Source organism: Rhizobium sp. L43, from assembly GCF_002531725.1.
Taxonomy (GTDB): Bacteria; Pseudomonadota; Alphaproteobacteria; order Rhizobiales; family Rhizobiaceae; genus Rhizobium.
Genome location: NZ_NWSQ01000045.1, coordinates 1 through 23,550, shown reverse-complemented (window position 1 = coordinate 23,550; position 23,550 = coordinate 1). Strand labels below are relative to the sequence as shown.

Here is a 23,550-nt window from a genome sequence, read left to right as displayed (position 1 = left end):
TTCTCCCCGCTCGCGGGGAGAAGGGAAAATACCGCAAACCTCTCCGTCCCCATTGACGTCGTGTAGGGCACCTCCCCTCGCCCCGTTTACGGGGGTCCAAAGGACGGGTCGCGACGAGTGGCTCGACCGGTAAGTTAGGGTGAGGGGCAGCTATCTGCACGAACCGAACAGCAGTGGCACGACACAGAGTAAAAACCAGGAATGCGAGACCCGTCATGAAAGCAGTTGTTTGCCGGGAGCCCGGCGTGCTCGATATCGTCGAGCGTCCTTCGCCTGCGGCACCGGCAGCCGGCTGGGTGCGCCTTGCCGTCAGCCATGTCGGCATCTGCGGCACCGACTACCACATTTTCGAGGGCAAACATCCCTTCCTCGAATATCCCCGGGTGATGGGCCACGAGATCTCGGCGACGGTGCTGGAAGCCGGCGATGGAGTGGACCTCGCGGCCGGCACGCCTGTGATCGTCAATCCCTATCTCTCCTGCGGGCAATGCATCGCCTGCATCAAGGGCAAGCCGAATTGCTGCACCAATATCAAGGTGCTCGGCGTCCATACGGACGGCGCCTTCTGCGAGGAAATCTCGGTTCCATCAGGCAATCTCTATCCCGCCAAGGGCTTGAGTCTCGAGGCGGCGGCGACGACCGAGTTCCTGGCGATCGGCGCCCATGCGGTGCGCCGATCGATGACGGGTGCGGGAGCGCGGTCACTTGTGATCGGCGCCGGCCCGATCGGGCTCGGAGCGGCGCTCTTCTCGCGCATTGCCGGCCATGAGGTGACGCTGCTCGATACCAGCACCGAGCGGCTGCAGATGGCGTCGGACCGCTTCGGCTTCACCTCCGGCATCGTTGCCAACGACCAAACGGCAGACGCCGTCAAGGAAAAGACCAAGGGCGACGGTTTCGACGTGGTCTTCGACGCGACCGGTTATGGCCCGTCGATGGAAAGGGCCTTCTCCTTCGTTGCCCATGGCGGCGCACTGGTGCTGGTCAGCGTCGTCAAGGACGATATCCGCTTCTCCGATCCCGAATTCCACAAGCGCGAAATGACGCTGATCGGCAGCCGCAACGCCACCCGCATCGATTTCGAACATGTGGCGGATTCGATCGCCAAAGGCCTGGTGCCGGTGGAAAAACTGATCACCCACCGCACGACGCTTGCCGACGCGCCGCGCGATCTGGCGCGCTGGGCGCATGAGAAGAATGGGCTGATCAAGGCGGTGATCAGGGTTGGTGGTTAGAGTGCGATGCGTAACATGCACGCTGCGTGCTGGGCGTGGATGCTCGGGTCATGCCCGAGCATACGGAGGTGGGGGGCAAAGACCAGCAGGAGGCGGGACGTCTGGAGGAATTCCAACAAAACCGCTGCGCATGCGGTACTTGCCGTAAAGGCTCCCCCACACTCCGTCTTCCTCGGGCTTGACCCGAGGATCCACAGCCGCAAGCGCTGCATTCGCGTTCGAAGTATCCAAAACGCAAAGCGGGTTCGCCTGAAACTACGGCACTGCTAAGCCACCGATTCGATCGCCCTACGCATCTCCCTGACAACCGTGACATCCGTCTTGTTCATACTCTTCGCCTCAAACCCGAAGGCGACCGCGCGCGGATCGGCGCTTTCGACCGGCGAACTGCAGGAGCCATGGACCTCGAGGGCGCCGGTCGCCTGCAGGATCTCCCCGACATTTCCAGGGCGGATGCCGCTGCCGGGCATGATCGTGATGCGGCCGGCGGCTTTTGCCGAGAGGCGCTTCAGCGTGTCGAGACCGTCGGTCGCCTTCAGCGCGCAGCCTGACGTCAGGATACGTTCGCAGCCGAGTTCGACCGCCTGCTCCAGCGCCTGATCGGCATCCGGCACCAGATCGAAAGCGCGATGCAGCGTCGAGCCGAGGCCGGCCGCATGCGCCTTCAGGCGGTGGATCAGCGGCAGGTCGAGCGTGCCGTCCGGCCGGTTGGCGCCGATGACGACGCCGGCGAGGCCGGCGGCGCGCACCGCATCGATATCGAGCATCATCGCTTCCTCGTCCGTCGCGCCGAAGATGAAGGGGCCGGCGTGTGGGCGGATCATCGCATAGACAGGAATGGGCGCGCGGGCGGCGATCCGTATCAGGCTCGGCAGCGGCGTCAGGCCGCCGAGCTCGAGGGCCGAGCAGAGCTCGATGCGGCCGGCGCCGCCCTCGATCGCGGCGGCAAGGCCCTCGGCGCTGTCGACGCATACTTCGAGCAAGATCGTCACGCTGCAGTCTCCCTGGTTCCGATGTCCGCCTGCCGCACGGTGTGCGCGACGGGTTGCGACGTCATTCTCGCCGCCGCCTCGATGATGACGTTGCAGGCATCGGCGGCGGCTTTGCGATGGTTGAAGGCGACGTGATAGGACATCGGCAGATGCACGTCGAGATCGACGATGCGCACCTTGTCGGCGATCGGCAGGGCGCTGACCCGGCCGAGGAAAGAGACATAGCCGTGATTGGCGACGAGGTCGACGATCACGGGCAGCGAATCCGCCGCGGTGATATCCTGGCCGCGGAACCGCCGATCGGGCGCGCGCTCGTAGCTGAAGGCCATGGCGGCATGGCCGAGGCCGGTGCGCGGGCTCGGCATGCAGATCGGGTGGCCGGCGACCAGATCGGCGACGCTGGTCTCGGTGCTGTCACGCGGGGCGATCACCACCATGTCGGTCTTCAGCAATTCGCGATGCAGGAAGCTTTCGAGGCCGAAGACCGTATCCAGGATCGCCACATCGATGCGGCCGTTCTTCAGCGCCTCGCGCAGATCATCGGCGGTCATCGACACCAGCGAGATCGCGTTGTTGTTGCGGCGGAGATTCCATTCGGAGACCAGCACGCCCAGGCAGCGCGCCACCCAGCTTTCCGATCCGGTCGGGATGATCGAGCCGATGCGCAGCGACCGGGCGGTGCGCCGATAACGCTCGTCGGCCGAGGATTTCAGGTCGTTCCACGCCTGGCTGATCGCCATGAAGATCTGGTAGGCGCGCCTGCCCTCCTCCGTCAGCACCGAGCCCTGCGCCTGCCGCTCGAACAGGCGGCCCCCCAGAAATTTCTCAAGATTGGCAAGCTGAAGCGAAAGCTGTGGCTGCCCCAAGCGGAGGCGGCGCGCGGCCCGGTTGATGCTGCCCTGGTCGGCCACTTCGAGAAAACGCTCGATGGTGACGATCTTGACCGGAATGCGGGATGCCCATGCGCCATAGGTCTCGGCGGCGGCGCTGTCGTGGCCGCTCAATTGGCCGAATTCACCGATCGCCGCCGTGATCGGCGCCAGGCCTTCCAGCACTCTACCGCTTGCAATCAGCGTCACCAGCTCGCCGGAGGCGCGCTCGGTCAGCTTCATCGCCAGTTCGGTCTCGAGATTATGGATAGCCGTGGAGACAGTGGAGGGCGACAGCTGGAAGCGCCGGGCGGTCTCGCGCACCGAACCGGATGTCAGCACATGGCTTGCAATGAACAGAGCCCCAAGATGCAAACGACCGCCTCCGGAAAGTGCTGGAAAAACCGGACGATATGATGTGTTCATGAAAAAAGATATCCCTGCCTCCAAGGCGGCGGGCTATCGTTCCCGTCATAAAATATCCGGGCGGCGGGAAACCGCGAGAGAGCCTGGGAGTATCGTGGAAACACGCAAGGGGATAAAAACAAATCGCGCCGGCCCCGGAAAAGGGAATGCGTTTCCGCGCATGGAGATGTGTTCGACGCCATAATCGGCCGCGTGACCGCAAATACTGGAGGGGGCTTGCATCGATTTTTCCGAAGGGCACGCTATTTCCATGACGCACGCAATTCCGGCATGATGGCGGCTCGGTCGCCCTCGCCGGCGGATTTCCTGCGCGCAAGCCACCGCCAACGGCTTGTGCCTCATTCACGGTGTTTAACAAGGGGACTTTCCATGCTGAAGAAACTCGCACTTGCCGTTTCGCTCTCCGCCTTCGCGGTGGGTGCGGCCCAGGCCGCCGACGTCGTCGTCTCGTCGAAGATCGACACCGAAGGCACGCTGCTCGGCAACGTCATCGCGCTCGCGCTCGAAGCCAACGGCATCAAGACGCAGGACCGTATCGCGCTCGGCGCGACACCGGTCGTGCGCAAGGCGATCACTGCCGGCGAAATCGACATCTATCCGGAATATACCGGCAATGCCGGCTTCTTCTTCAACAAGGCCGACGACGCCGCCTGGAAGAATATCGACCAGGGTTATGAGCTGGCGAAGAAGCTCGATTACGACGCCAACAAGATCGTCTGGCTGACGCCGTCGCCTGCCAACAACACCTGGGCGCTCGCCGTGCGCAGCGATGTCGCCGGCCCGAACAAGCTGAAGAGCCTCACGGACTTCGGCAAATGGGTTGCCGGCGGCGGTGCCGCCAAGCTTGCCGCCTCCGCCGAATTCGTCAATTCGGCTGGCGCGCTTCCCGCCTTCCAGACGACCTACGGCTTCCAACTGAAGCCCGACCAGATGGTCGTTCTTTCCGGCGGCGACACGTCGGCGACGATCAAGGCGGCCGCCGACCAGACGAACGGCGTCAACACCGCCATGGTCTACGGCACCGACGGCGCGATCGAAGCGGCCGAACTCACCGTTCTCGAAGACGACAAGAACGTGCAGCAGGTCTATGCCCCGACGCCGATCATCCGCGAAGAGGTGCTGAAGGCCAATCCGAAGATCGAGGAAGTGCTCTCGCCGATCTTCAAGAGCCTGACCGCCGACGAATTGCGCAAGCTCAACGCCAAGATCCAGGTCGACGGCGAGCCGGCAAAGTCCGTCGCCGAAGCCTATCTCAAGGAAAAAGGCTTCCTGAAGTAGTCATCGCTCGCTCCGCCCGATTGCGGGCGGAGCCTCCCTTTGCTGACAGGCTTGGCCAGAAAAGATTGGCCGGACAGGGCTGAATTGATGGAAGAAACTTCAGCGGTCCGCAGGCTGGACCGGCTCGGCGTGGTTCTGGTGGTCGGCGGTATTGCGGCGACAGCCCTGATGCCCTTCATCTATGTGAAGGCGAACCGCATCGCCGCCGGCAAACCGATGCTCCTGACGCAGCTTCTTCCCCAGCCCTCGGTCGTCATCCTGACCGTCCTTCTCATTCTCTCCGCTTTCGCGACGCTGTTCCTGCGCAATGCCTTGGCGCGGCTCGTCATCGCGACCCTCTGCCTTGTCGCGCTGATCGTGGCGATCGGCCTGGTCTCCGCCGCAGCGACGCCGCCCGGCAGCACGGTGGCGCGGATGACACCCGGCGGCGGTTTCTGGGTGCTGTTTGCGGTGATAGGGCTCGTCATCTCGGATGCGCTTGTCAAAATCCGGCTGGCGCCGTGGATGCGGGTCGCGGCCCTTGCCGCCTATACCGCACTGCTCTTCCTCTCGCTTTCGTCAGGCCTGCTCGACAGCCTGTCGATCATGAAGGAATTTTCCACACGGGCGCCGCAGTTCGAGACCGAGGCGATTTCGCATCTGCTGCTGGCCTTCGGTTCGCTTGCCATTGCCATCATTCTCGGCCTGCCGCTGGGCATCCTTTGCTTCTGGGTGCCGAAGCTGCGCGCCATTGTGCTGCAGGGGCTCAGCCTCATCCAGACGATCCCGAGTCTGGCGCTCTTCGGCCTGCTGATGCTGCCGCTCGGTTATCTCGCCACTCATGTGCCGCTCGCCGCCGCCATCGGCATCCGCGGCATCGGCACGGCGCCTGCCTTGATTGCGCTGGTGCTCTATTCGCTGCTGCCGATCGTCGCCAACACCGTCGTCGGCCTTCAGGGCGTCGACCCTTCGGTGCGCGATGCTGCGGCCGGCATGGGGCTGACGCGCTTACAGATCCTTGTTGGAATCGACATGCCGCTCGCCTTCCCGGTCATCCTCACCGGCATCCGCATCGTGCTGGTGCAGGCGATCGGCATGGTGACGATCGCCGCACTGATCGGCGGTGGCGGCTTCGGCATCTTCATCTTCCAGGGGCTTGGCCAGACGGCCATGGATCTCGTCCTGCTCGGCGCGGTGCCGACCGTCTTCTTCGCCTTCTCATCGGCCGTCATCCTCGATGCGGTCATCGACAGCATCCGGGGATCCACCGCATGACCATGATCGAGATCAGGAACGTCACCAAACGCTATGGTGCTGCCACCGTCGTCGACAATGTCTCGATGAGCGTCGAGAAGGGTGAGATTACGGTCATCGTCGGCACCTCGGGCTCCGGCAAATCGACGCTGATGCGGATGATCAACCGGCTGGTGCCGATCACCGAGGGTCAGATCTTCGTTGGCGGGCAGAATGTCATCGACGTTGAGGTGACCGAGCTTCGCCGCAAGATCGGCTATGCCATCCAGGGGCACGGCCTGTTTCCGCACCGGACCGTGGCGCAGAATATCGCCACCGTGCCGCAGTTGCTCGATTGGGATTCCACCCGCATCGCCAAACGGGTCGAAGAACTGCTCGGGCTCTTCAATCTCGATCCGGCCACCTTTGCCGACAAATATCCGCATCAGCTCTCCGGCGGCCAGCAGCAGCGCGTCGGCGTTGCCCGGGCGCTGGCGGCCGAACCGGAACTGCTGTTGATGGACGAACCCTTCGGGGCGCTCGATCCGGTCATCCGCGGCAAGGCGCAGGACGACCTGCTGGCGATCCAGAAGCAGTTCGGCACGACCATCATTCTCGTCACCCACGACATGGACGAGGCCTTCCATCTCGGCAACCAGATCGCCGTCATGAGCGAGGGCCGATTGCTGCAATGCTCGACGCCGGAAAAGATCCTTACCGAACCCGCCGATCCCTTCGTGCAGCAATTGACCGGCACCTCCGACCGGGCGCTGAAGCTGATGTCGCTGCTGCCGCTGAAGGAAAGCATGGCGCCGGCGAAAAGCGGCCTCGCCTATGCCCTGCCGCAATCGCTCAGCCTGCGCGATGCGCTCGCCGAAATGATCTGGCAGGGGGTCGACGAGGCGGCCGTTGAGAACGGCGAGAAGGCGCCTGTCGGATCGATCTCGATGACCCGGCTTCTCGAACTGGGCCGCAAGGCATGAAACTCCTCGTCGCCAATCTCTTCCGCCTGGCGGCGCTCGCCCTGCTCTTGATCCTGCTGTTCAGGACCGAGTGGCTTTCCTTCCTGCTCACGCCGCTGACGAACAACAATGCGCCGGCGGTCTATACGCAAAACAGCCTTGCCTCGCTTGCTGTTGGCCACCTGCAGCTGGTGATCGGCTCGATTATCTGCAGCGCCGTGCTTGCCGTTGCCGGCGGCATCTTCGTGACGCGGGAAAGCGGGGCCGACTTCCTGCCGCTGTCGCGCGCGATCGCCAATGCCGGGCAGACCTTTCCGCCGGTCGCGGTGCTGGCGCTCGCGGTTCCCGCCACCGGCTTCGGCGCCATGCCGACGCTGATCGCGCTGTTTCTCTACGGCCTGCTGCCGATCTTCGAAAACACCGTCGCCGGCTTGAAGCAGGTTTCGCCGCAGGTTCTCGATGCCGCCGACGGCATGGGCATGAACGGCACGCAGCGGCTGTTTCGCGTCGAGCTGCCACTCGCCCTGCCGCTGATCCTCGAAGGACTGAAGGTCGCGACCGTCATCAATATCGGCACGGCGACGATCGGCTCGACGGTTGCGGCAAAGGGCCTCGGCGAGGTGATCATCGCCGGGCTGATATCGGACAATACCGCCTTCATCCTGCAGGGCGGCCTGATCGTCGGCCTGATGGCGGTGCTGATCTATGACGCCATGGGCCTCGTCGAAGCGGCGATCACCCGAAGAATCGGCTTGCGCCCGGCGTAAGAGGACGGGTACCAAGGCTGCGGTGCCCGGCGTTATGAGAGTGGGCGCAATGGGAGGCAGCCTTGGCGAAGATGATCCACTCCATGATCCGCGTTCTCGACGAGGCGCGCTCCGTCGATTTCTACAAGAGGGCCTTCGGCCTTTCGGTCGCCGACCGCGTCGACTTCGACACCTTCACGCTGATCTATCTCGCCAATGCCGAGACCGGCTTCGAGCTGGAACTGACCGTCAACAAGGGCCGAACTGCGCCCTATGAACTCGGCAATGCCTATGGTCACCTCGCCGTCTCGGTCGAAGAGGTCGCCATCGAGCGCGAGCGGCTGTCGAAGCTCGGGCTCCATCCGGGCGAACTGGTGGAGCTCAACCGCGACGGCAAGCTCTTCGGCCTGTTCTTCTTCCTCAGCGATCCCGACGGCTACAAGATCGAGGTGCTGCAGCGCCACGGCCGGTTTCTCTGACGCTCTTCAGAGCGGCACAATAATCCCACAGCTTCCAGCGGCCTAAATAAGGAGCCCGCCATGATCGAGAAGACCGCGCTCAATTCCGGCTGGACGCTCACCTGTAACGATACAGGAAGATCCGGCCTGCCCGCTGCCATTCTCGCAACGGTGCCGGGCTGCGTGCATCTCGACCTTCTCGCCAACCGGCTGATCCCCGATCCCTATATCGACGTCAACGAAATCGCCAATGACTGGATCGGCAAAACCGACTGGACCTATCGCTGCAGCTTCGAGGCGAGGCCTAGGGATGGCAGGGTGTGGGAACTCGTCTTCGACGGGCTCGATACGATCGCGGTGATCTCCCTCAACGGCGAAGAGATCGGCCGCACCTTCAACATGCACCGCAGCTACCGTTTCGATGTGTCGGCCCTGCTGAAGGTTGGCCAGAACGACCTCACCGTCACCTTCCGCTCGGCCTACGCCTATGGCGCGGAGATGGAAAAACATTACGGCTACCGCCCCAACAATTATCCGGGACCGGGCAATCTGATCCGCAAGATGGCCTGCAATTTCGGCTGGGACTGGGGTCCGACACTGGTGACGGCGGGCCTCTGGAAACCCCTGCGGCTGGAAAGCTGGGATCGGGCACGGCTTGCCGAAACACGCGTATCCGCAAGCCTTGCCGGCGGCGACGGGCTGGTGAAGGTGCAGGCCAGGCTGTCGCGGCATGGCGATCGCGGGCCGTGCCGGCTGGTCGCCGAGATCGGCGGCGTGACCAAAACGGTGGCGATCGGCGCTGACGAAGACGCGGTTTCCCTAGAGCTTCGCCTCCCCGCGCCGCAGCTCTGGTGGCCGCACCATCTCGGCGCGCAGCCGCTCTATCCGCTGACGCTGAAGCTGATCGACGAGGCCAGCGGCGGTCTGCTCGACAGCTTTCAGCGCGACCTCGGCTTCCGCTCGCTGCGGCTCGATACCGCGGCCGACGAACACGGCTCGGCCTTCACCTTCGTCATCAACGACGTGCCGCTGTTCATCTGCGGAGCGAACTGGATTCCGGACGATTGCTTCCCCCCGCGGGTGACGGCTGAACGGTATGCCGCGCGGATCGAGGAGGCGAAGGCCGCCAACATCCACCTGCTGCGCGTCTGGGGCGGCGGCATTTTCGAGACCGACGAATTTTACCAGGCCTGCGACCGCATGGGCATGCTGGTCTGGCAGGATTTCCTCTTTGCCTGCGCCGCCTATCCCGAGGAGGAGCCGCTCAGAAGCGAGGTCGAGGCGGAGGTGCGCGACAATGTCGTGCGGCTGATGCCGCATGCCTCGCTGGTCCTCTGGAACGGCAATAACGAGAATATCTGGGGCTTCGACGAATGGGGCTGGCGGCCGATCATCAAGGCGGGCGAGAGCTGGGGACTCGGCTATTATCTCGAGCTACTGCCGAAACTCTGCGGCGAACTCGATCCCGACCGGCCCTATTATCCCGGCAGCCCCTATTCCGGCTCGATGGAGATCGAACCCAATGCCGACGCACATGGCTGCAAACATATCTGGGACGTGTGGAACGATGTCGGCTACGAGGTCTACCGCAATTATATCCCACGCTTCTGCTCCGAATTCGGCTGGCAGGCGCCGGCTGCCTGGGCGACGATCGCTGAAAGCGTGCACGACGCGCCGCTGACGCCGCAATCGAACGGCGTCTTCCACCATCAGAAGGCGACGCAAGGCAATGACAAGCTGATCCGCGGCCTCGCCGGCCATCTGCCGGAGCCGCAGACGATGGACGATTGGCACTTCGCCACCCAGCTCAACCAGGCCCGCGCCATCCGCTTCGGCGTCGAGCACATGCGCTCGCATCGCGATATCTGCAAGGGCGCCGTCGTCTGGCAGTTCAACGATTGCTGGCCGGTGACCTCTTGGGCAGCGCTCGATTCGGCCGGGCGCCGCAAGCCGCTCTGGTATGCGCTGAAGGCGGCCTATGATCCGCGCCTGCTGACGATCCAGCCGCGCGGCGATGGCCTTGCGGCAGTGGCGGTCAACGAACGCACGCTGTTCTGGCGGGCGAAGATTGCCGGCAAACGCCTGAAGCTCGATGGCACCGTGCTGGCCGAATTCGAATTCTGGCGCCTGCTCTGCGACCGCTTCGAGGCCAAGGAATTTCCGCTGCCTGGGGATATCGTCACGCCGGACTTACCAAAGAACGAGGTTGTTGTCGTCGAGATGCTCGATAGGCGGGCTTTTCATTATTTCGTCGAGGATATCGACCTTGCCTTGCAGGCGCCGCGGTTGGCGGTCGATGTCAGCGGGATCGACGGTGGGTATGAGGTCAAGGTGACGGCGCAAAACTTTCTCAAGGATCTATGCCTGATGGCCGATCGGCTGGATCCGGATGCCGTCGTCGATTCGATGCTGGTGACGCTGTTGCCGGGCGAGAGCCATGTCTTTGTGGTGAGGACAGCGGAGGTGATCCGGGCAGAAGATATCACCGTCGGCACCGTGCTGCGCTCGGTCAATGATCTTGTTGCTGGGAACTAAAGTGCTCGTCACAGGAATCCAGCCACCGCGCGTCCGCGCGGTGAATGACCCGACACCTCAAGTCGAAAAAGTCTTCCGCGCCCAACGACTTGGGCGCACTGGATTCCTGTGACGAGCACAGGAAGGAGGGTGGGGTGAGCACCTGTCTGATAAAGCACCCCACACCACCCGCTGCGCCGGCACACCAAACACCAAAAAGGCCCCGCATCCCGCGGGGCCCTTCCAGCTCGGCTATCGGACGACGTTACATCCAGTAGGGCGGCACGCCGTAGTAATCATAGACCCGGCGGCCATTATCGTTGTACCAGGTGTCGTCATCGTCCGAATAGCTCGGGGCGCCTTCGATCTGCTCCTTGGTCAGATCGATGCGATAGCCGTCCAACTGAATGTCGTAGTTCAGCTTTTCCCAGGGAAGCGGATAGTGGTCGTGACCGATGCCGAGGAAGCCGCCGAAGCTCAGCACGGCATAGGCGACACGGCCGTCGAGCTTGCCGATGATCAGGCGTTCGATCGAGCCGATATGCCTGCCATCCGCACCATAGACACGGGTGCCTTCGACGCGGTCGCTGGCGATCAGCGAGTGCGTGACCTTGGCATCCGGGTCACGGCGGCTGGCGTCAGTATCCTGATTCAACATTGTGGATCTCCTTTGGGTGTTCCTCATGGTTGGGTATGCAAGATCAACGCCATGGCGGACTCAAAGTTCCCCTACCCATCCCGCGCGATGGCCGAATGTTGACGTTTACGTCAAGGTTAGTATAGCTTCATTCGGCTTGAACCGTTCAGGCAATGGCATAAGCTGCCGGACTGGAAGATGGAGGACTGCTTCCAGTCGATTACCGGCTCGGGTCGGTGCGGCGGCCGCAAGGGAGAGAGGATACGATGAACAGCATTTCCGTCCATCCGAACGGAGCCAAGCCGGATAAGCCCTGGCTTGCCAGCTATCCCGATATGGTACCGGCCGAACTCCCGCCGCTGGAATATGCCTCGCTTGCCGAACTGCTCGAAAAATCCTGCGCCCGTTACGCCGACCGGACCGCCTTTTCCAGCATGGGCAAGGCGATGCGCTACCGCGAACTGGAGAGCCAGACGCGGAAAGTTGCCGCCTGGCTGCAGAGTATCGGCCTGGAGAAGGGCGACCGCGTCGCGGTGATGATGCCGAACGTGCTGCAGAACCCGGTCGCCACCTACGCCATCCTCAGGGCCGGCCTCGTGGTCGTTAACGTCAACCCACTCTATACGCCGCGCGAACTCGAACACCAGCTGCGCGATTCCGGCGCCAAGGCGATCTTCGTGCTGGAGAATTTCGCCCGCACGGTGGAGCAGGTTCTGAACAAGACCGATCTGCGCCACGTCGTCGTCACCTCGCTCGGCGAAATGCTGGGGGCCAAGGGGCTGATCGTCAATTTCCTCGTGCGCAAGGTGAAGAAGCTCGTTCCCGCCTGGTCGATCCCTGAGCACAAGAGCTTCAGCCAGGTGCTGCGCGAAGGGGCGCAAAAGACGCTCGCGCCGGTGGCACTTGCGGGCAGCGATATTGCCTTCCTGCAATATACCGGCGGCACGACCGGCGTTGCCAAGGGCGCGGTGCTGACGCATGCAAACCTGCTCGCCAACAAGCTGCAGCTGTCGCTGTGGCTGCGATCGGCCTTCGAGCGCAAGAAACAGCCCGAAGTGCTGAATTTCCTCTGCGCCCTGCCGCTCTACCACATCTTCGCGCTGACGGTGAATTCGCTGATGGGCTTGTCGCTCGGCGCCCACAATATCCTGATCGCCAATCCGCGCGACATTCCCGGCCTCGTCAAGGAGTTCGGCAAGTCCGACGTGCATATCTTCCCCGGCCTCAACACGCTGTTCAATGCGCTGATGAACAATGCCGATTTCGCCAAGCTCGATTTCTCGCCGCTGATCATGTCGCTCGGCGGCGGCATGGCCGTGCAGCGCCCGGTCGCCGACCGCTGGCTAAAGATGACCGGCACGCCGGTGACGGAGGGCTACGGGCTATCCGAGACCTCGCCGGTTGCCACCGCCAATCGTTTCGATTCGGCCGAGTTCACCGGCACGATCGGCCTGCCGATGCCCTCCACCGACCTCGATATCCGCGATGAGGAAGGCCATTCGCTGCCATTGGGCGAAGTCGGCGAGATCTGCATCCGCGGGCCGCAGGTGATGGCCGGCTATTGGCAGAAGCCGGAGGAAACGGCGCGGGTGATGACCGAGGACGGCTATTTCCGCTCGGGCGACATGGGTTTCATGGATGCGCGCGGCTTTACCAAGATCGTCGACCGCAAGAAGGACATGATCCTGGTCTCGGGCTTCAACGTCTATCCCAATGAGATCGAGGAAGTCGCCGCCATGCATGCCGGTATCCTCGAGGCCGCCGCCATCGGCGTGCCCGACGGGCATTCGGGCGAGGCGGTCAAACTCTTCGTCGTCAGGAAGGATCCGAACCTGACGGAAGCCGAGGTGAAGGCCCATTGCATCGCCAACCTCACCAATTACAAACGGCCGCGCTTCATCGAGTTCCGCACCGAGCTGCCGAAGTCGCCTGTCGGCAAGATCCTGCGCAAGGACCTGCGCGGCTGAATTTGACGATCTCATGAAATTAAAGCCATCCACTTGCCGCGGGTGGCTTTTTTCATATTTCGACAGGTGGCTGAACTTGATTTGCACTGGAGAAAGCGAATAGTTTCCGCAACCTTTCCGCCTCCAAAGGAGCCTCCCATGAACGCCATCGTCGAACAGCTGAAAAGCACCGCTGATGCCAGCAAGGCGACCGATATCCGTGCCGCCTTCGCCGCCGATCAGCAGCGCTTTTCGCGCTTCTCGGTTTCGCTTGACGACCTGCTGATGGATTTTTCCAAGACGGCGGTCAATGACGACATCCTCAAGCTCTTGGTCAAGCTTGCCGAAGACGGCGGCGTCGAAAAGAAGCGCGAGGAAATGTTCTCAGGCAAGGCGATCAATTTCACCGAAGACCGCGCCGTGCTGCACACCGCCTTGCGCAACCGCTCCAACACGCCTGTCCTGGTCGACGGCAAGGACGTCATGCCCGACGTCAATGCCGTGCTCGCCGCCATGGCTAGGTTTGCCGACGGGATCCGCTCCGGCGCGCTGAAAGGCGCCACCGGCAAGGCGATCACCGATGTCGTCAATATCGGCATCGGCGGCTCGGATCTCGGCCCTGTCATGGCGACGCTGGCGCTTGCCCCCTTCCATGACGGCCCGCGCGCCCATTTCGTCTCCAACATCGACGGCGCCCATATCGCCGATATCCTGAAGCTGGTGCAGCCGGAGACGACGCTGTTCATCGTCGCCTCGAAGACCTTCACCACCGTCGAGACGATGACCAATGCGCAGACAGCACGCAATTTCATCGCCAAGGCGCTCGGCGAAGCGGCCGTGCAGCATCATTTCGCCGCCGTCTCGACGGCGCTCGACAAGGTCGCCGCCTTCGGCATCGACAGCGCCCGCGTCTTCGGCTTCTGGGATTGGGTCGGCGGCCGATACTCGATCTGGTCGGCCATCGGCCTGCCGCTGATGATTGCCGTCGGGCCGGAGAATTTCGGCAAGTTCCTCGACGGCGCCCATGCCGTCGATAACCACTTCCGTAAGGCGCCGATTACCGAAAACCTGCCGATGTTGCTCGGCCTGATCGGCTTCTACCACCGCAATGTGCTGGGCTACCCCACCCGCGCCATCCTGCCCTACGACCAGCGCCTGTCGCGCTTCCCGGCCTATCTGCAGCAGCTCGACATGGAATCTAACGGCAAGGGCGTCACCATCGACGGCACGCCGGTCGAGGGCAATTCCGGCCCGGTCGTCTGGGGCGAACCCGGCACCAACGGCCAGCACGCCTTCTACCAGCTCATCCACCAGGGCACGAGCATCATCCCGGCCGAATTCATGATCGCCGCCAACGCCTTCGAGCCGGACTTGCGCCACCAGCACCAGCTTTTGATCTCCAATGTGCTCGCCCAGTCGGAAGCGCTGATGAAGGGCCGCACCTTCGAAGAAGCCAAAAAGCAGCTGACCGACAAGGGCATGGACGACAAGAAGGCCGATTTCATCGCCCCGCACCGCGTCTTTACCGGCAACCGCCCGTCGATCACCTTCGTCTACGACAAGCTGACTCCCTACGCCCTCGGCCGCCTGATCGCCCTTTACGAACACCGCGTCTTCGTCGAAGGCGTTCTCTTCCGCATCAACTCCTTCGACCAATGGGGCGTCGAACTCGGCAAGGAACTGGCAACGGGCCTGCTGCCGGTTGTCGAGGGCAAGCAGAGCGCGGCATCGCATGATTCCTCGACGCAGGGCCTGGTTGCGGCGCTGGCGAAGCTGGCGAAGTAAAGGGCCACGTCATGGACGGCAAGGGACCAAGCCGGACAGCTCGCTTGGTGGCAGGGTCCCGCGCCGCCCACCAGATCATTGATGGTAGCTCTGTCTTTGAGGATCCCTATGCCCGGATGATCCTCGACGCAGAGGCGGTGGCGGCGGCAGACAAACACGCTCAGGACCCCGGAACGAAACCTTTCCGGCTTTTTCTGGCAGCGCGCAGCCGTTTTGCGGAGGATTGCGTCGCGAAAGAGGTCGAGCATGGCCTACGTCAAGTCGTCGTGCTTGGTGCAGGTCTCGATACGTTCGGCCTGCGCAACCCCTATCGTGATATCGGCCTGAAGGTCTTCGAGGTCGATCATCCTGCGACGCAGGCCTGGAAACGGGAGCGGCTCTTGGTCTCCGGGATAACGGTTCCCTCCGAACTGAGCTTCATCCCAGTCGATTTTGAACGAGATGATCTCGCAGAGCAACTCACGGCCAGTGATTTTCAGAAGGACGAACCGGCGCTTTATATCTGGCTCGGCGTCCTACCCTATCTGGAGCGGCAAACCATCTTTTCCTTGCTTCGCTTCGTCGCTGCTTCCCCTGAAGCCGGCATCGTGTTCGACTACTCGGAGCCGTTGGAGAACTACGCACCCGAAAGGCGCGTACGGGCCGCGGCTATGGCGGCTCGAGTAGCCGAAGCCGGGGAGCCGTGGATCACACTCCTCGATCCGGGAGAACTTGCAGGCGAACTCGCGGCCATGGGTTTTCGCTACGTTGAGGATCTCGGTCCCTCGGGCATGGCACGGCGCTATTTCGGCGCTCCGGATGATGCACCGGATAGCGGCGCCGGTCCGCATGTACTCTTTGCCAGAAAGCGAGCCGGAGGCTGATTGCTGACAGTCCGGTTTCGAAGGCGAAGGCTGCGATGGCGAGGATGGCGAAGTAAACTTTGAAGGCCTGCCCCTCGCCGGTTCGAGCTATTTTTCTCGGCCCCAGCAGGGCGGATGAAAAGGGGGCTTCACGGCCCTTGCGTAAATCCTATTCCACCGACAGCAACGCTCTGACCACAATCAAGACGATACAGGGTCGGCGAACCCGGTAGAGGCGTGTTGGAAAAACCTGAATTCGGCGCCCCCTCATCCGACCCTTCGGGCCACCTTCTCCCCGCTGGGGCGAAGGGTGAACCGAGACGTCGCGGCCATCCCCTTCGCCCCGCGAACGGGCAGAAGGTGGCGGCAGGCGGATGAGGGGCGAAACTGGCTCCAGCCTTAAAGCCCAATCTCACTCGCCCAGGGCGGATTGGCGCCATCCTCAGCAGTTTCAGCTGCGTCGACGCGCCTCAACCCTCGCCTTGGCACGATAATGTGCGGCAGCTTGATCGCCGAAGCCAGGCCGAGCCCTGCCAGCAGGCGGATGAAATACCAACCGAGATCCAGCTGCCCCGGCTCGATGCCGAGGCGCGCCGATTCCGGGAAGGCGTGATGGTTGCCGTGAAAGCTCTCGCCAAAGGTCACCAGCCCGAAACGCGGCAGGTTATAGCCCTGCACCGCGACATCATCGACGCTCCAGCCCTGATGGCCGTCGCGATGCGCGCAATGGCCGATCAGCCAGTGGCCGGTCAGCGACACCGATATCCGCACGGCAATACCCCAGATCACCCACGGCAATCCGCCGAGCGCAAAAAGCACGAGTGCCAAGGGAATCTGCTGCGCCATCCATGTCGCCTCCAGGAAGCGGTAGAAGCGGTCGCGCCGCTCGCGCTCTCTGAGGACGAAACACGGCGGATGGTCCAGCACCACGATGCAATGCATCTGCCAGAAGGCATCGATGAAGAAAGACCGGCGATGGGCATAGAGATCATGGCAGTCCCGCTGGCGTTGCGCCCAGTCGCGAATGTCGTGCGCGTAGATCATGCCGAAAGGGCCGGCCATGCCGACCAGCGTCCCGAGATAGACGAGAAAGTGCTCGATCCAGATATGGGTGCTGAACGAGCGGTGGATCAACAGCCGGTGCATGCCGACGGAATGACCGAGGCAGATCGTGATGGCGGTCACGAGGAGAAAGACGGCAAAGGCGCTCCAGGTGAAGGTCAATGGCCCACCAACAATGGCAATCAAGGTCATGGCGGTGATCCAGATCGACTTTGCCGGCATCCAGACCACTCTGCCCTTCACCGGGTCGCTCCCGTTATCGATCATCCGCCCCGTGGAAATACTGCTCATGGCAAACTCCCTCCCATCGGGCGCATTCTCCACTTGAACATCCCCCACCAATTCATTAATTAAGCAATTACCTAATTACTTTGCATGAGCAGAAACAATTAAGCAATACATTAATTACTTAATTGTTTAACGGATCGATGCGATGATGCCGCAGGCACGGAGACCGGACTTGAACGAAGAGACTTTCGATGACGTTGGAGAAAGCAGCTCCGTCAGCGCCGCCCAGCGGGTATTTCACGCGCTTTCCAGTGCCCCACGCCGAAAGATCCTCGCCTATCTCTCGGCATCGGGCCTGACCGCCGGCGAGATCGCCGACCGCTTCCGCATGTCCAAGCCGGCCGTTTCGCAGCATCTTTCCATCCTCGAAGCAGCGGGGCTGATCAGACGAGAGAAACAGGGCCAGTTCGTTCACTATTCCCTGATCGAGAACAATCTCGTCAATACACTCAACGGCTTCGTGCAGGAGGTCTGCCCCGTCGGTCGGCCGATCAAGAAGGAAAGCCAGGCGCGCGCCCGCGCGAAAGAATAGCTTGGCGCCCCCGGCGCAAAAGCGGATTGAACGTTCTTCTAATAGAAAATTTTAGAAAGAATTCTTTCAATCTGCCGCCATCGCCCTAGATTCAAGCAAAATCTGTGCGCAAGGTACTTCCGACGACATGGCCGACAAGCCGGGGGCGATGCCCCGTTTCATTGTTTCCGCTGGCCTATGCACCGGGCCACTCGCGTCCGGATCTTCTCTTGCGCGCCCAGTTCAGGAGATCGCCCGAAACGCTCACCACAGAGCGTTTTCACGACCCATCTTCACCAAAGGAAGCTCATGAGCCGTCTTATCGTCGTTTCCAATCGTGTTCCCATGCCGGCCAAGGATGGGAGCGCCGCGGCCGGCGGACTGGCGGTCGCGCTGCAGGCAGCCCTGCAGGCGCGCGGCGGCATCTGGATGGGATGGTCGGGAGAATCGAGCGGGGACAGGGAGCCCGGCCCGCTGTCGCACCTGCAGAAGGGTAACATCACCTATGCGCTGACCGATCTCACCGACACCGACGTCGAGGAATATTATCGCGGATTTGCAAACCGTGTTCTCTGGCCCATCTGTCACTATCGCCTCGACCTCGCCGAATATGGCCGAAAGGAAATGGCCGGTTATTTCCGCGTCAACCGGTTTTTCGCGCACCGGCTGGCGCCGATGATCGAGCCGGACGACATCATCTGGGTTCATGACTATCACCTCATTCCGCTGGCGGCCGAACTGCGCCAAATGGGGCTGAAGAACCGGATCGGCTTCTTCCTGCACATTCCCTGGCCGCCGGCCGACATTCTCGTCACGATGCCGGTCCATGAAGAAATCATGCGCGGGCTCTCGCATTACGATCTCGTCGGCTTCCAGACGGACTACGACCTCCAGAACTTCGCCGGCTATCTCAGACGGGAAGGCATTGGCGACGACCTCGGAAATGGATCGTTCGATTCCCATGGGCGGATATTCAAGGCGGGCGCCTATCCGATCGGGATCGAAACCGCGGCCTTCGCCGACTTTGCCGAGAGCGCCGCAAACAATGTCATGGTGCAGAAGACCCGGCGCAGCGTTGAAGGCCGCGACATGATCATCGGGGTCGATCGCCTCGATTATTCCAAGGGCATCATCCAGCGGCTGGAAGCGTTCGAACGCTTCCTCACCGGCAATCCCGCCTATCAGAACAAGGTCACCTATCTGCAGATCACACCGAAGTCGCGATCGGAAGTTCCCGAATACGAGCATATGCAGAAGATGGTCGCCGAACAGGCCGGCCGCGTCAACGGTGCCATCGGGACGGTCGACTGGGTGCCGATCCGCTATGTCAACCGTTCGATCAGCCGCACCGTGCTCGCCGGCCTCTACCGCCTGGCGACGATCGGGCTGGTCACGCCGTTACGCGACGGCATGAATCTCGTCGCCAAGGAATATGTCGCCGCCCAGAACCCGGATCGTCCGGGCGTCTTGGTGCTATCGCGCTTCGCCGGCGCGGCTCGGGAGCTGAAGGGTGCGCTGCTGGTCAATCCCTACGACGTCGAAGGCACTGCCAATGCGCTTGCCAGGGGCCTTGCCATGTCGCTTGGCGAGCGCCGCGAGCGCTGGAGCATGATGATGGAGCATCTGCTCTCTCACGATGTCTCGCTTTGGTGCGAAAACTTCTTGCGGGACCTAGTGAGCGCTCCCGAGCTTCCCCGGACAGTCGCCTGATCGATCAGCGCGAGGGCGGCTTGCTTCCAGCGTTAAAGACCAATCTCATGCGCCCAGGGTGGGTTGGCGCCAGCGCGGGAGACGGTGACGGCGGCAGCCTTCGCCCCAAGAGCCAAGGCATTGCGCAGTGCCTTTTCGTCAAGATTGGCGACCTGTGCCTTGGTCAGCAGCCCATCCATCTTCAGCGACGCCAGCACGCCGGCATCGAAAGTGTCGCCGGCGCCGACCGTATCGACGACGGTGACGCGTTGGCTCGGGACCGTGACCTTGCGCTCCTTGGTATAACCGGAGGCGCCTTCTGCGCCCTTGGTGATGACGACGAGCTTGGCGCCGTGATCAAGCCAGTGGGCGGCGAGCGTATCATGGTCGCCTGAAAGACCGAACCAGTCGAGATCCTCGTCGGAGAATTTGACGATGTCTGATTTGGCGGCCATGCGCTTGATGCGGGCCATATGAGCCGGCTTGTCCTTGATGAAACCGGGACGGATATTCGGATCGAGCGAGATGACGCGGGTCGCGGCTTCACGGTCGAGCAGCGCCTCGTAGGTTTCGCCGCAGGGGCTGGGGATCAGGCTGATGGCGCCGAAGTGCAAGGCCTCGCAATTGTCGCCGAGAGCAGGCAGATCGGCCTCGGTGATCATCCGGCCGGCCGTGCCCTCGTCGTAGAAGGCATAGGTCGCCTGGCCGTTCACCAGCTTGACGAAGGCGATGGTCGAGGGACGTGGCGTGATGGCGCAGGGGCTGTAATCGACATTGCTGGCCTTCAGCGTCTCCAGCAGAATTTCGCCCATCATGTCATCGGCAATGCCGGTGAAGAAGGCGGTGGGGATGCCGAGGCGGCCGAGCGCGATCGCGGTGTTGAAGATCGCGCCGCCGGCATAGGGGGCAAAGCCCTTTTCATCCAGGGTGGTGTCCCTCGGCAGCATGTCGATCAAGGCTTCGCCGCAGCACAAAATCATCGAATTCCTCCCAACAGCATTTCTACATTCATCAACCGATTAAGTGAGCTTTTGTCAATAGCTAGAGCGAAAGCTCGCTGACGCCACCATTCCTGCCCGACCAGGCGAGCGGCGCATCGAGGAAGGCCTCGACCTCTTCCAGCGTCTTGTCGTCGAATAGCTTCTGCGCCTTGGCGACAGAGAGAACATTGCGCCAGGTGGCGACGTGATGCAGCCGGACCTTGCCGTCGGCAAAACGCTGGTCGCCGAAGATGCCGTAGAAGAACAGCGCGATACCATGATCAACGATGCCGCCGGCGGCACGGACCGCATCGATGAACTTGAACATGCTGCCGCCGGCCGTCGTCAGGTCTTCGATGACGAGCACGCGCGAGCCTTCCGGCATATTGCCTTCGATCTGGGCGTTGCGGCCATGGCCCTTCGGCTGCTTGCGGACATAGATCATCGGCAGGCCGAGGCGATCGGCCAGCAGCGCCGCGAAGGGGATGCCGGCGGTCTCGCCGCCGGCGATGCAATCGAACTGCTCGAAGCCGGCATCGCGCAGCAGGGTGCTGGCGGCGAAATCCATCACCGTCGAGCGGATGCGCGGGAAGGAGAGCAGCTTGCGGCAATCGATATAAACCGGGCTCGCCATGCCGGAGGAGAGTTTATAGGGCTGGGCGGCATTGAAATGCACCGCCTTGATTTCCCAGAGCATCTTGGCGAGCAATTCGGCCATCACGGCGCGATCGGGAAATGTGGTCTGGATCATGCGGCTCTCCTTCGGCTTGGATCCTTGCGGGAATAGCAGCAAGAGCCCGCCGTTTCCAGACGAAAGGCGGCGATCACTGCAGCAGACGGTCGATATCGGCGTTCTGCATTTTCTTGAACAGGGCAATCGCCTCAGCAGCCTCCTCCGCATCCAGCGAAACCGCATAACGCACGGCAGCGGCAAGCAGCTGCATCGTCAGCCGGGCGATCGCCAGCAGCGCCTTGCGGTCGCGATCCGGCCATAGGCGGACGAGCACGCCGAGAAATGCCTGGGCATGGAATTCCATGTCCTCGGCATCGATCTGCTGCAGCAGCTTGTCGGTATGGGTCGCATGCCAGATGTCGCGCATGACGGGCTCGCGGCGGAAGAAGCCGTAATATTCGTCGACGATATTGGCGAGCGCGCCCTGCAGGCCGGCGGGCTCAGTGACCTTCGCCAGCTCCACCTCGACGCATCGCCTGCCCTCTTCGTTGAAGCGCTCGGCCAAGGTGCGGATGATCGAGCTCTTGTCGGGGAAATATTGATAGAGGGCGCCGAAGGAAAGCCCGGCCTTTTCGACGATCTCACTCATCTTCAAGCCGTCGCTGCCATGGCTTTCGATCAGCTCCGAGGCGACGGCGAGGATCTTTTCGAAGCGCTCGCGGCCGCGCTGCTGGCTCGGGATCCGGCGCGGCTGGCCGCTCTGCTCCGACTGGCGCCTGCGCGTGGCGACCGGCTGTTCCGACATGCGTCTCTCCTTTTCCAAGTTGACAAAGAAAATAAGAGAGTTTATCTCATTTGGCAAATGAGAGAGTCTCTCTTGTTTGCCAGATTGGGAAGGAGCTTCGACATGCAGAATTCCGAAATCGTCCTCATCGGTGGGTCGGGAAAGACCGGCGGCCGCATCATCAAACGTCTGGAAGCGCGTGGGCTCACCCTTCGCGCCGTGTCGCGCTCCAGCGCCCGTCCCTTCGATTGGGAGGACAGATCGACCTGGCGCGGCGCGCTTGAGGGCGCATCGAGCGCCTATGTCGCCTTCCAGCCGGACCTTTCCGTCGCCTGGGCGGCGGAGGCGATCGGGGCGCTCGCCGAGGTCGGGGTGGACTGCGGACTTGAGCACATCGTGCTGCTCTCCGGTCGCGGCGAAGAGGGCGCGCAACGCAGCGAGGCGACGCTGAAGGTCTCCGGCATTGACACCACCATCCTGCGTGCCTCCTGGTTCTGCCAGAATTTCAGCGAGGGCGCCTTTGTCGAACAGATCCTCGCCGGCCGGCTGCAATTGCCGGCAGGCGAGATCGGCGAACCCTTCATCGATGCCGACGATATCGCCGATGCCGCCGTCGCCGCCTTGACCGATCCCCGCCATCGCAACAAGACCTACGAGTTGACCGGCCCGCGGGCGCTGACATTCCGCCAGGCGGTCGCCGAAATCGCTGAGGCCGCCGGGCGGCCGATCGAATATCAGCAGGTGTCGATGGCTGATTTCACCGGCGGACTGGCGGCCGCCGGCCTGCCACAGGGCCTGATCGATCTTCTCGAAGAACTGTTCGGCCAGGTGCTCGATGGGCGCAATTCCAGCACCATGGCCGGTGTCGCCGAAATTCTCGGCCGACCCGCCACCGATTTCAGCCACTATGCGCGGGCGACCGCGGCCACCGGACTATGGAGCGTCTGACCATGCAGATCATTCTCACTCTCTCCCTCGCGGCGGCGGCGATCGGCAGCGGCCTCGTCGCCGGTATCTTCTTCGCCTTCTCGACCTTCATCATGCCCGCCTTCTCGCGGATTCCGACAGAGCAAGGCATCGCGGCGATGAACTCGATCAACGTGACGATCGTCCGCTCGCCCTTCATGGGCCTGTTCGTACCGACGGCGATCCTCTGCCTCGTCATCGCCGTGCTGGCGGTGATCGATTGGCGCGGCGGGGCATCCCTGCTGATGCTGGCAGGGGCGGCACTCTATGTGCTGGCTTCCTTCCTCTCGACCATCGTCTTCAACGTGCCGATGAACGATGCGCTGGAGAAGGTCGCCGGCAGCGGACCGGACGCGATGGCGTTCTGGACGACCTATCTAAGGGACTGGACGTGGTGGAACCACGTGCGGACGATCGCCTCGCTGCTCGCCTCGGTCGCTTTCGTGCGGGTGCTGATGATTGTCTAGGAGGGGCGTTGCTACACATCTCTTCTCCCCAGCGGGGAGAAGGTGCCGACAGGCGGTTGAGGGGGTGAGCGGCAAGGCCGCGAATGCACGGAGCGTAAGCGAAGGGCAATGAATGGTGTACCGTGCGGCCCCCTCATCCGACCCTTCGGGCCACCTTCTCCCCGCTGGGCTATCAGATTCACACATCATCGAAAGCTGAGAGGAGGAGGGATACGCCGCGCTTAGCGG

The 23,550-nt window shown here is 62.5% G+C and carries 21 protein-coding genes; 14 read left to right on the top strand and 7 right to left on the bottom strand.

Translation table 11 applies throughout. The features are described 5' to 3' along the window. The first annotated feature begins 215 nt into the window (after positions 1–215). On the top strand, positions 216–1,235 hold the full coding sequence (locus tag CO667_RS32695; RefSeq protein ID WP_097622150.1) for a zinc-binding alcohol dehydrogenase family protein: 1,020 nt from the start codon (positions 216–218) through the stop codon (positions 1,233–1,235). A gap of 266 nt (positions 1,236–1,501) precedes the next feature. On the opposite strand, the gene CO667_RS32685 is transcribed toward CO667_RS32695, so the two are convergent. After that, entirely contained in the window at positions 1,502–2,227 is a 726-nt protein-coding gene (locus CO667_RS32685; RefSeq protein WP_097622148.1) for a copper homeostasis protein CutC, read from the bottom strand. Beyond that, positions 2,224–3,471, bottom strand: coding sequence for a LysR family transcriptional regulator (locus tag CO667_RS32680; RefSeq protein WP_097622147.1), 1,248 nt, complete (start codon positions 3,469–3,471; stop codon positions 2,224–2,226). Before CO667_RS32680 ends, CO667_RS32685 begins: the two co-directional genes overlap by 4 nt. A gap of 420 nt (positions 3,472–3,891) precedes the next feature. Between CO667_RS32680 and CO667_RS32670 the strand changes: the two genes are divergently transcribed. From CO667_RS32670 to CO667_RS32645, 6 genes are all read left to right on the top strand, one after another. Further along, complete coding sequence (locus tag CO667_RS32670) at positions 3,892–4,800, top strand: ABC transporter substrate-binding protein (protein ID WP_097622145.1); 909 nt, start codon at positions 3,892–3,894, stop codon at positions 4,798–4,800. Between the two features lie 87 nt (positions 4,801–4,887). Further along, positions 4,888–6,054, top strand: a complete 1,167-nt coding sequence (locus tag CO667_RS32665; protein WP_097622144.1) for an ABC transporter permease — start codon at positions 4,888–4,890, stop codon at positions 6,052–6,054. Further along, positions 6,051–6,995, top strand: a complete 945-nt coding sequence (locus tag CO667_RS32660; protein WP_097622143.1) for an ABC transporter ATP-binding protein — start codon at positions 6,051–6,053, stop codon at positions 6,993–6,995. Before CO667_RS32665 ends, CO667_RS32660 begins: the two co-directional genes overlap by 4 nt. Beyond that, positions 6,992–7,741 (top strand): ABC transporter permease, encoded by a 750-nt coding sequence (locus tag CO667_RS32655; RefSeq protein WP_097622142.1) that lies wholly within the window; start codon positions 6,992–6,994, stop codon positions 7,739–7,741. The genes CO667_RS32660 and CO667_RS32655 overlap by 4 nt, the downstream gene beginning before the upstream one ends. 62 nt (positions 7,742–7,803) lie before the next feature. Beyond that, a complete protein-coding gene (locus CO667_RS32650) occupies positions 7,804–8,199 on the top strand; it encodes a VOC family protein (RefSeq protein WP_097622141.1) in 396 nt (131 codons plus the stop codon). 60 nt (positions 8,200–8,259) lie between these two features. Beyond that, positions 8,260–10,713, top strand: coding sequence for a glycoside hydrolase family 2 protein (locus tag CO667_RS32645; RefSeq protein ID WP_097622140.1), 2,454 nt, complete (start codon positions 8,260–8,262; stop codon positions 10,711–10,713). A gap of 244 nt (positions 10,714–10,957) precedes the next feature. Here CO667_RS32645 and CO667_RS32640 read toward each other — a convergent pair whose 3' ends face one another. Further along, positions 10,958–11,350 (bottom strand): PRC-barrel domain-containing protein, encoded by a 393-nt coding sequence (locus CO667_RS32640; protein ID WP_097622139.1) that lies wholly within the window; start codon positions 11,348–11,350, stop codon positions 10,958–10,960. 245 nt (positions 11,351–11,595) lie between these two features. Here CO667_RS32640 and CO667_RS32635 point away from each other — a divergent pair, with 245 nt between their 5' ends. The 3 genes from CO667_RS32635 (at position 11,596) to CO667_RS32625 (ending at position 15,923) form a co-directional block, all read left to right on the top strand. Continuing rightward, a complete protein-coding gene (locus CO667_RS32635) occupies positions 11,596–13,296 on the top strand; it encodes a long-chain fatty acid--CoA ligase (protein ID WP_097622138.1) in 1,701 nt (566 codons plus the stop codon). Positions 13,297–13,434: 138 nt separating this feature from the next. Further along, a complete protein-coding gene (gene pgi / locus CO667_RS32630) occupies positions 13,435–15,060 on the top strand; it encodes a glucose-6-phosphate isomerase (RefSeq protein WP_097622137.1) in 1,626 nt (541 codons plus the stop codon). 11 nt (positions 15,061–15,071) lie between these two features. Further along, positions 15,072–15,923 carry an SAM-dependent methyltransferase gene (locus tag CO667_RS32625; protein WP_097622136.1) on the top strand — a complete coding sequence of 284 codons (852 nt, stop codon included), beginning with the start codon at positions 15,072–15,074 and terminating at the stop codon, positions 15,921–15,923. Positions 15,924–16,301: 378 nt separating this feature from the next. On the opposite strand, the gene CO667_RS32620 is transcribed toward CO667_RS32625, so the two are convergent. After that, positions 16,302–17,255 (bottom strand): acyl-CoA desaturase, encoded by a 954-nt coding sequence (locus CO667_RS32620; protein ID WP_097622135.1) that lies wholly within the window; start codon positions 17,253–17,255, stop codon positions 16,302–16,304. Between the two features lie 169 nt (positions 17,256–17,424). Between CO667_RS32620 and CO667_RS32615 the strand changes: the two genes are divergently transcribed. Beyond that, a complete protein-coding gene (locus tag CO667_RS32615; RefSeq protein WP_097622134.1) occupies positions 17,425–17,784 on the top strand; it encodes a metalloregulator ArsR/SmtB family transcription factor in 360 nt (119 codons plus the stop codon). Between the two features lie 288 nt (positions 17,785–18,072). Further along, complete coding sequence (otsA, locus tag CO667_RS32610) at positions 18,073–19,473, top strand: alpha,alpha-trehalose-phosphate synthase (UDP-forming) (protein ID WP_097622133.1); 1,401 nt, start codon at positions 18,073–18,075, stop codon at positions 19,471–19,473. Between the two features lie 32 nt (positions 19,474–19,505). Here the strand turns inward: otsA and CO667_RS32605 are convergent, their stop codons facing one another. The 3 genes from CO667_RS32605 to CO667_RS32595 form a co-directional block, all read right to left on the bottom strand. Continuing rightward, positions 19,506–20,432, bottom strand: a complete 927-nt coding sequence (locus tag CO667_RS32605; RefSeq protein ID WP_097622132.1) for a carbohydrate kinase — start codon at positions 20,430–20,432, stop codon at positions 19,506–19,508. A gap of 61 nt (positions 20,433–20,493) precedes the next feature. After that, a complete protein-coding gene (locus tag CO667_RS32600) occupies positions 20,494–21,183 on the bottom strand; it encodes an orotate phosphoribosyltransferase (RefSeq protein WP_097622131.1) in 690 nt (229 codons plus the stop codon). 73 nt (positions 21,184–21,256) lie between these two features. Then, the gene (locus CO667_RS32595) at positions 21,257–21,910 is read right to left on the bottom strand and encodes a TetR family transcriptional regulator (protein ID WP_097622130.1); all 654 of its coding nucleotides are present in this window, start codon (positions 21,908–21,910) and stop codon (positions 21,257–21,259) included. A 102-nt stretch (positions 21,911–22,012) separates the two neighbouring features. Here CO667_RS32595 and CO667_RS32590 point away from each other — a divergent pair, with 102 nt between their 5' ends. Both CO667_RS32590 and CO667_RS32585 read left to right on the top strand, forming a co-directional pair. Next, entirely contained in the window at positions 22,013–22,837 is an 825-nt protein-coding gene (locus CO667_RS32590; RefSeq protein ID WP_097622129.1) for an NmrA family NAD(P)-binding protein, read from the top strand. Between the two features lie 2 nt (positions 22,838–22,839). Further along, the gene (locus CO667_RS32585; protein ID WP_097622128.1) at positions 22,840–23,322 is read left to right on the top strand and encodes an anthrone oxygenase family protein; all 483 of its coding nucleotides are present in this window, start codon (positions 22,840–22,842) and stop codon (positions 23,320–23,322) included. Positions 23,323–23,550 lie beyond the last annotated feature (228 nt).

What these genes read in the sequence shown, in the direction of transcription:
- CO667_RS32695 (WP_097622150.1), top strand. Translation starts at nt 216, where the DNA reads ATGAAAGCAGTTGTTTGCCGGGAGCCCGGCGTGCTCGATATCGTCGAG.
- CO667_RS32670 (WP_097622145.1), top strand. Translation starts at nt 3,892, where the DNA reads ATGCTGAAGAAACTCGCACTTGCCGTTTCGCTCTCCGCCTTCGCGGTG.
- CO667_RS32665 (WP_097622144.1), top strand. Translation starts at nt 4,888, where the DNA reads ATGGAAGAAACTTCAGCGGTCCGCAGGCTGGACCGGCTCGGCGTGGTT.
- CO667_RS32660 (WP_097622143.1), top strand. Translation starts at nt 6,051, where the DNA reads ATGACCATGATCGAGATCAGGAACGTCACCAAACGCTATGGTGCTGCC.
- CO667_RS32655 (WP_097622142.1), top strand. Translation starts at nt 6,992, where the DNA reads ATGAAACTCCTCGTCGCCAATCTCTTCCGCCTGGCGGCGCTCGCCCTG.
- CO667_RS32645 (WP_097622140.1), top strand. Translation starts at nt 8,260, where the DNA reads ATGATCGAGAAGACCGCGCTCAATTCCGGCTGGACGCTCACCTGTAAC.
- CO667_RS32640 (WP_097622139.1), bottom strand. Translation starts at nt 11,350, where the DNA reads ATGTTGAATCAGGATACTGACGCCAGCCGCCGTGACCCGGATGCCAAG.
- CO667_RS32635 (WP_097622138.1), top strand. Translation starts at nt 11,596, where the DNA reads ATGAACAGCATTTCCGTCCATCCGAACGGAGCCAAGCCGGATAAGCCC.
- pgi (WP_097622137.1), top strand. Translation starts at nt 13,435, where the DNA reads ATGAACGCCATCGTCGAACAGCTGAAAAGCACCGCTGATGCCAGCAAG.
- CO667_RS32625 (WP_097622136.1), top strand. Translation starts at nt 15,072, where the DNA reads ATGGACGGCAAGGGACCAAGCCGGACAGCTCGCTTGGTGGCAGGGTCC.
- CO667_RS32620 (WP_097622135.1), bottom strand. Translation starts at nt 17,255, where the DNA reads ATGAGCAGTATTTCCACGGGGCGGATGATCGATAACGGGAGCGACCCG.
- otsA (WP_097622133.1), top strand. Translation starts at nt 18,073, where the DNA reads ATGAGCCGTCTTATCGTCGTTTCCAATCGTGTTCCCATGCCGGCCAAG.
- CO667_RS32605 (WP_097622132.1), bottom strand. Translation starts at nt 20,432, where the DNA reads ATGATTTTGTGCTGCGGCGAAGCCTTGATCGACATGCTGCCGAGGGAC.
- CO667_RS32600 (WP_097622131.1), bottom strand. Translation starts at nt 21,183, where the DNA reads ATGATCCAGACCACATTTCCCGATCGCGCCGTGATGGCCGAATTGCTC.
- CO667_RS32595 (WP_097622130.1), bottom strand. Translation starts at nt 21,910, where the DNA reads ATGTCGGAACAGCCGGTCGCCACGCGCAGGCGCCAGTCGGAGCAGAGC.
- CO667_RS32590 (WP_097622129.1), top strand. Translation starts at nt 22,013, where the DNA reads ATGCAGAATTCCGAAATCGTCCTCATCGGTGGGTCGGGAAAGACCGGC.
- CO667_RS32585 (WP_097622128.1), top strand. Translation starts at nt 22,840, where the DNA reads ATGCAGATCATTCTCACTCTCTCCCTCGCGGCGGCGGCGATCGGCAGC.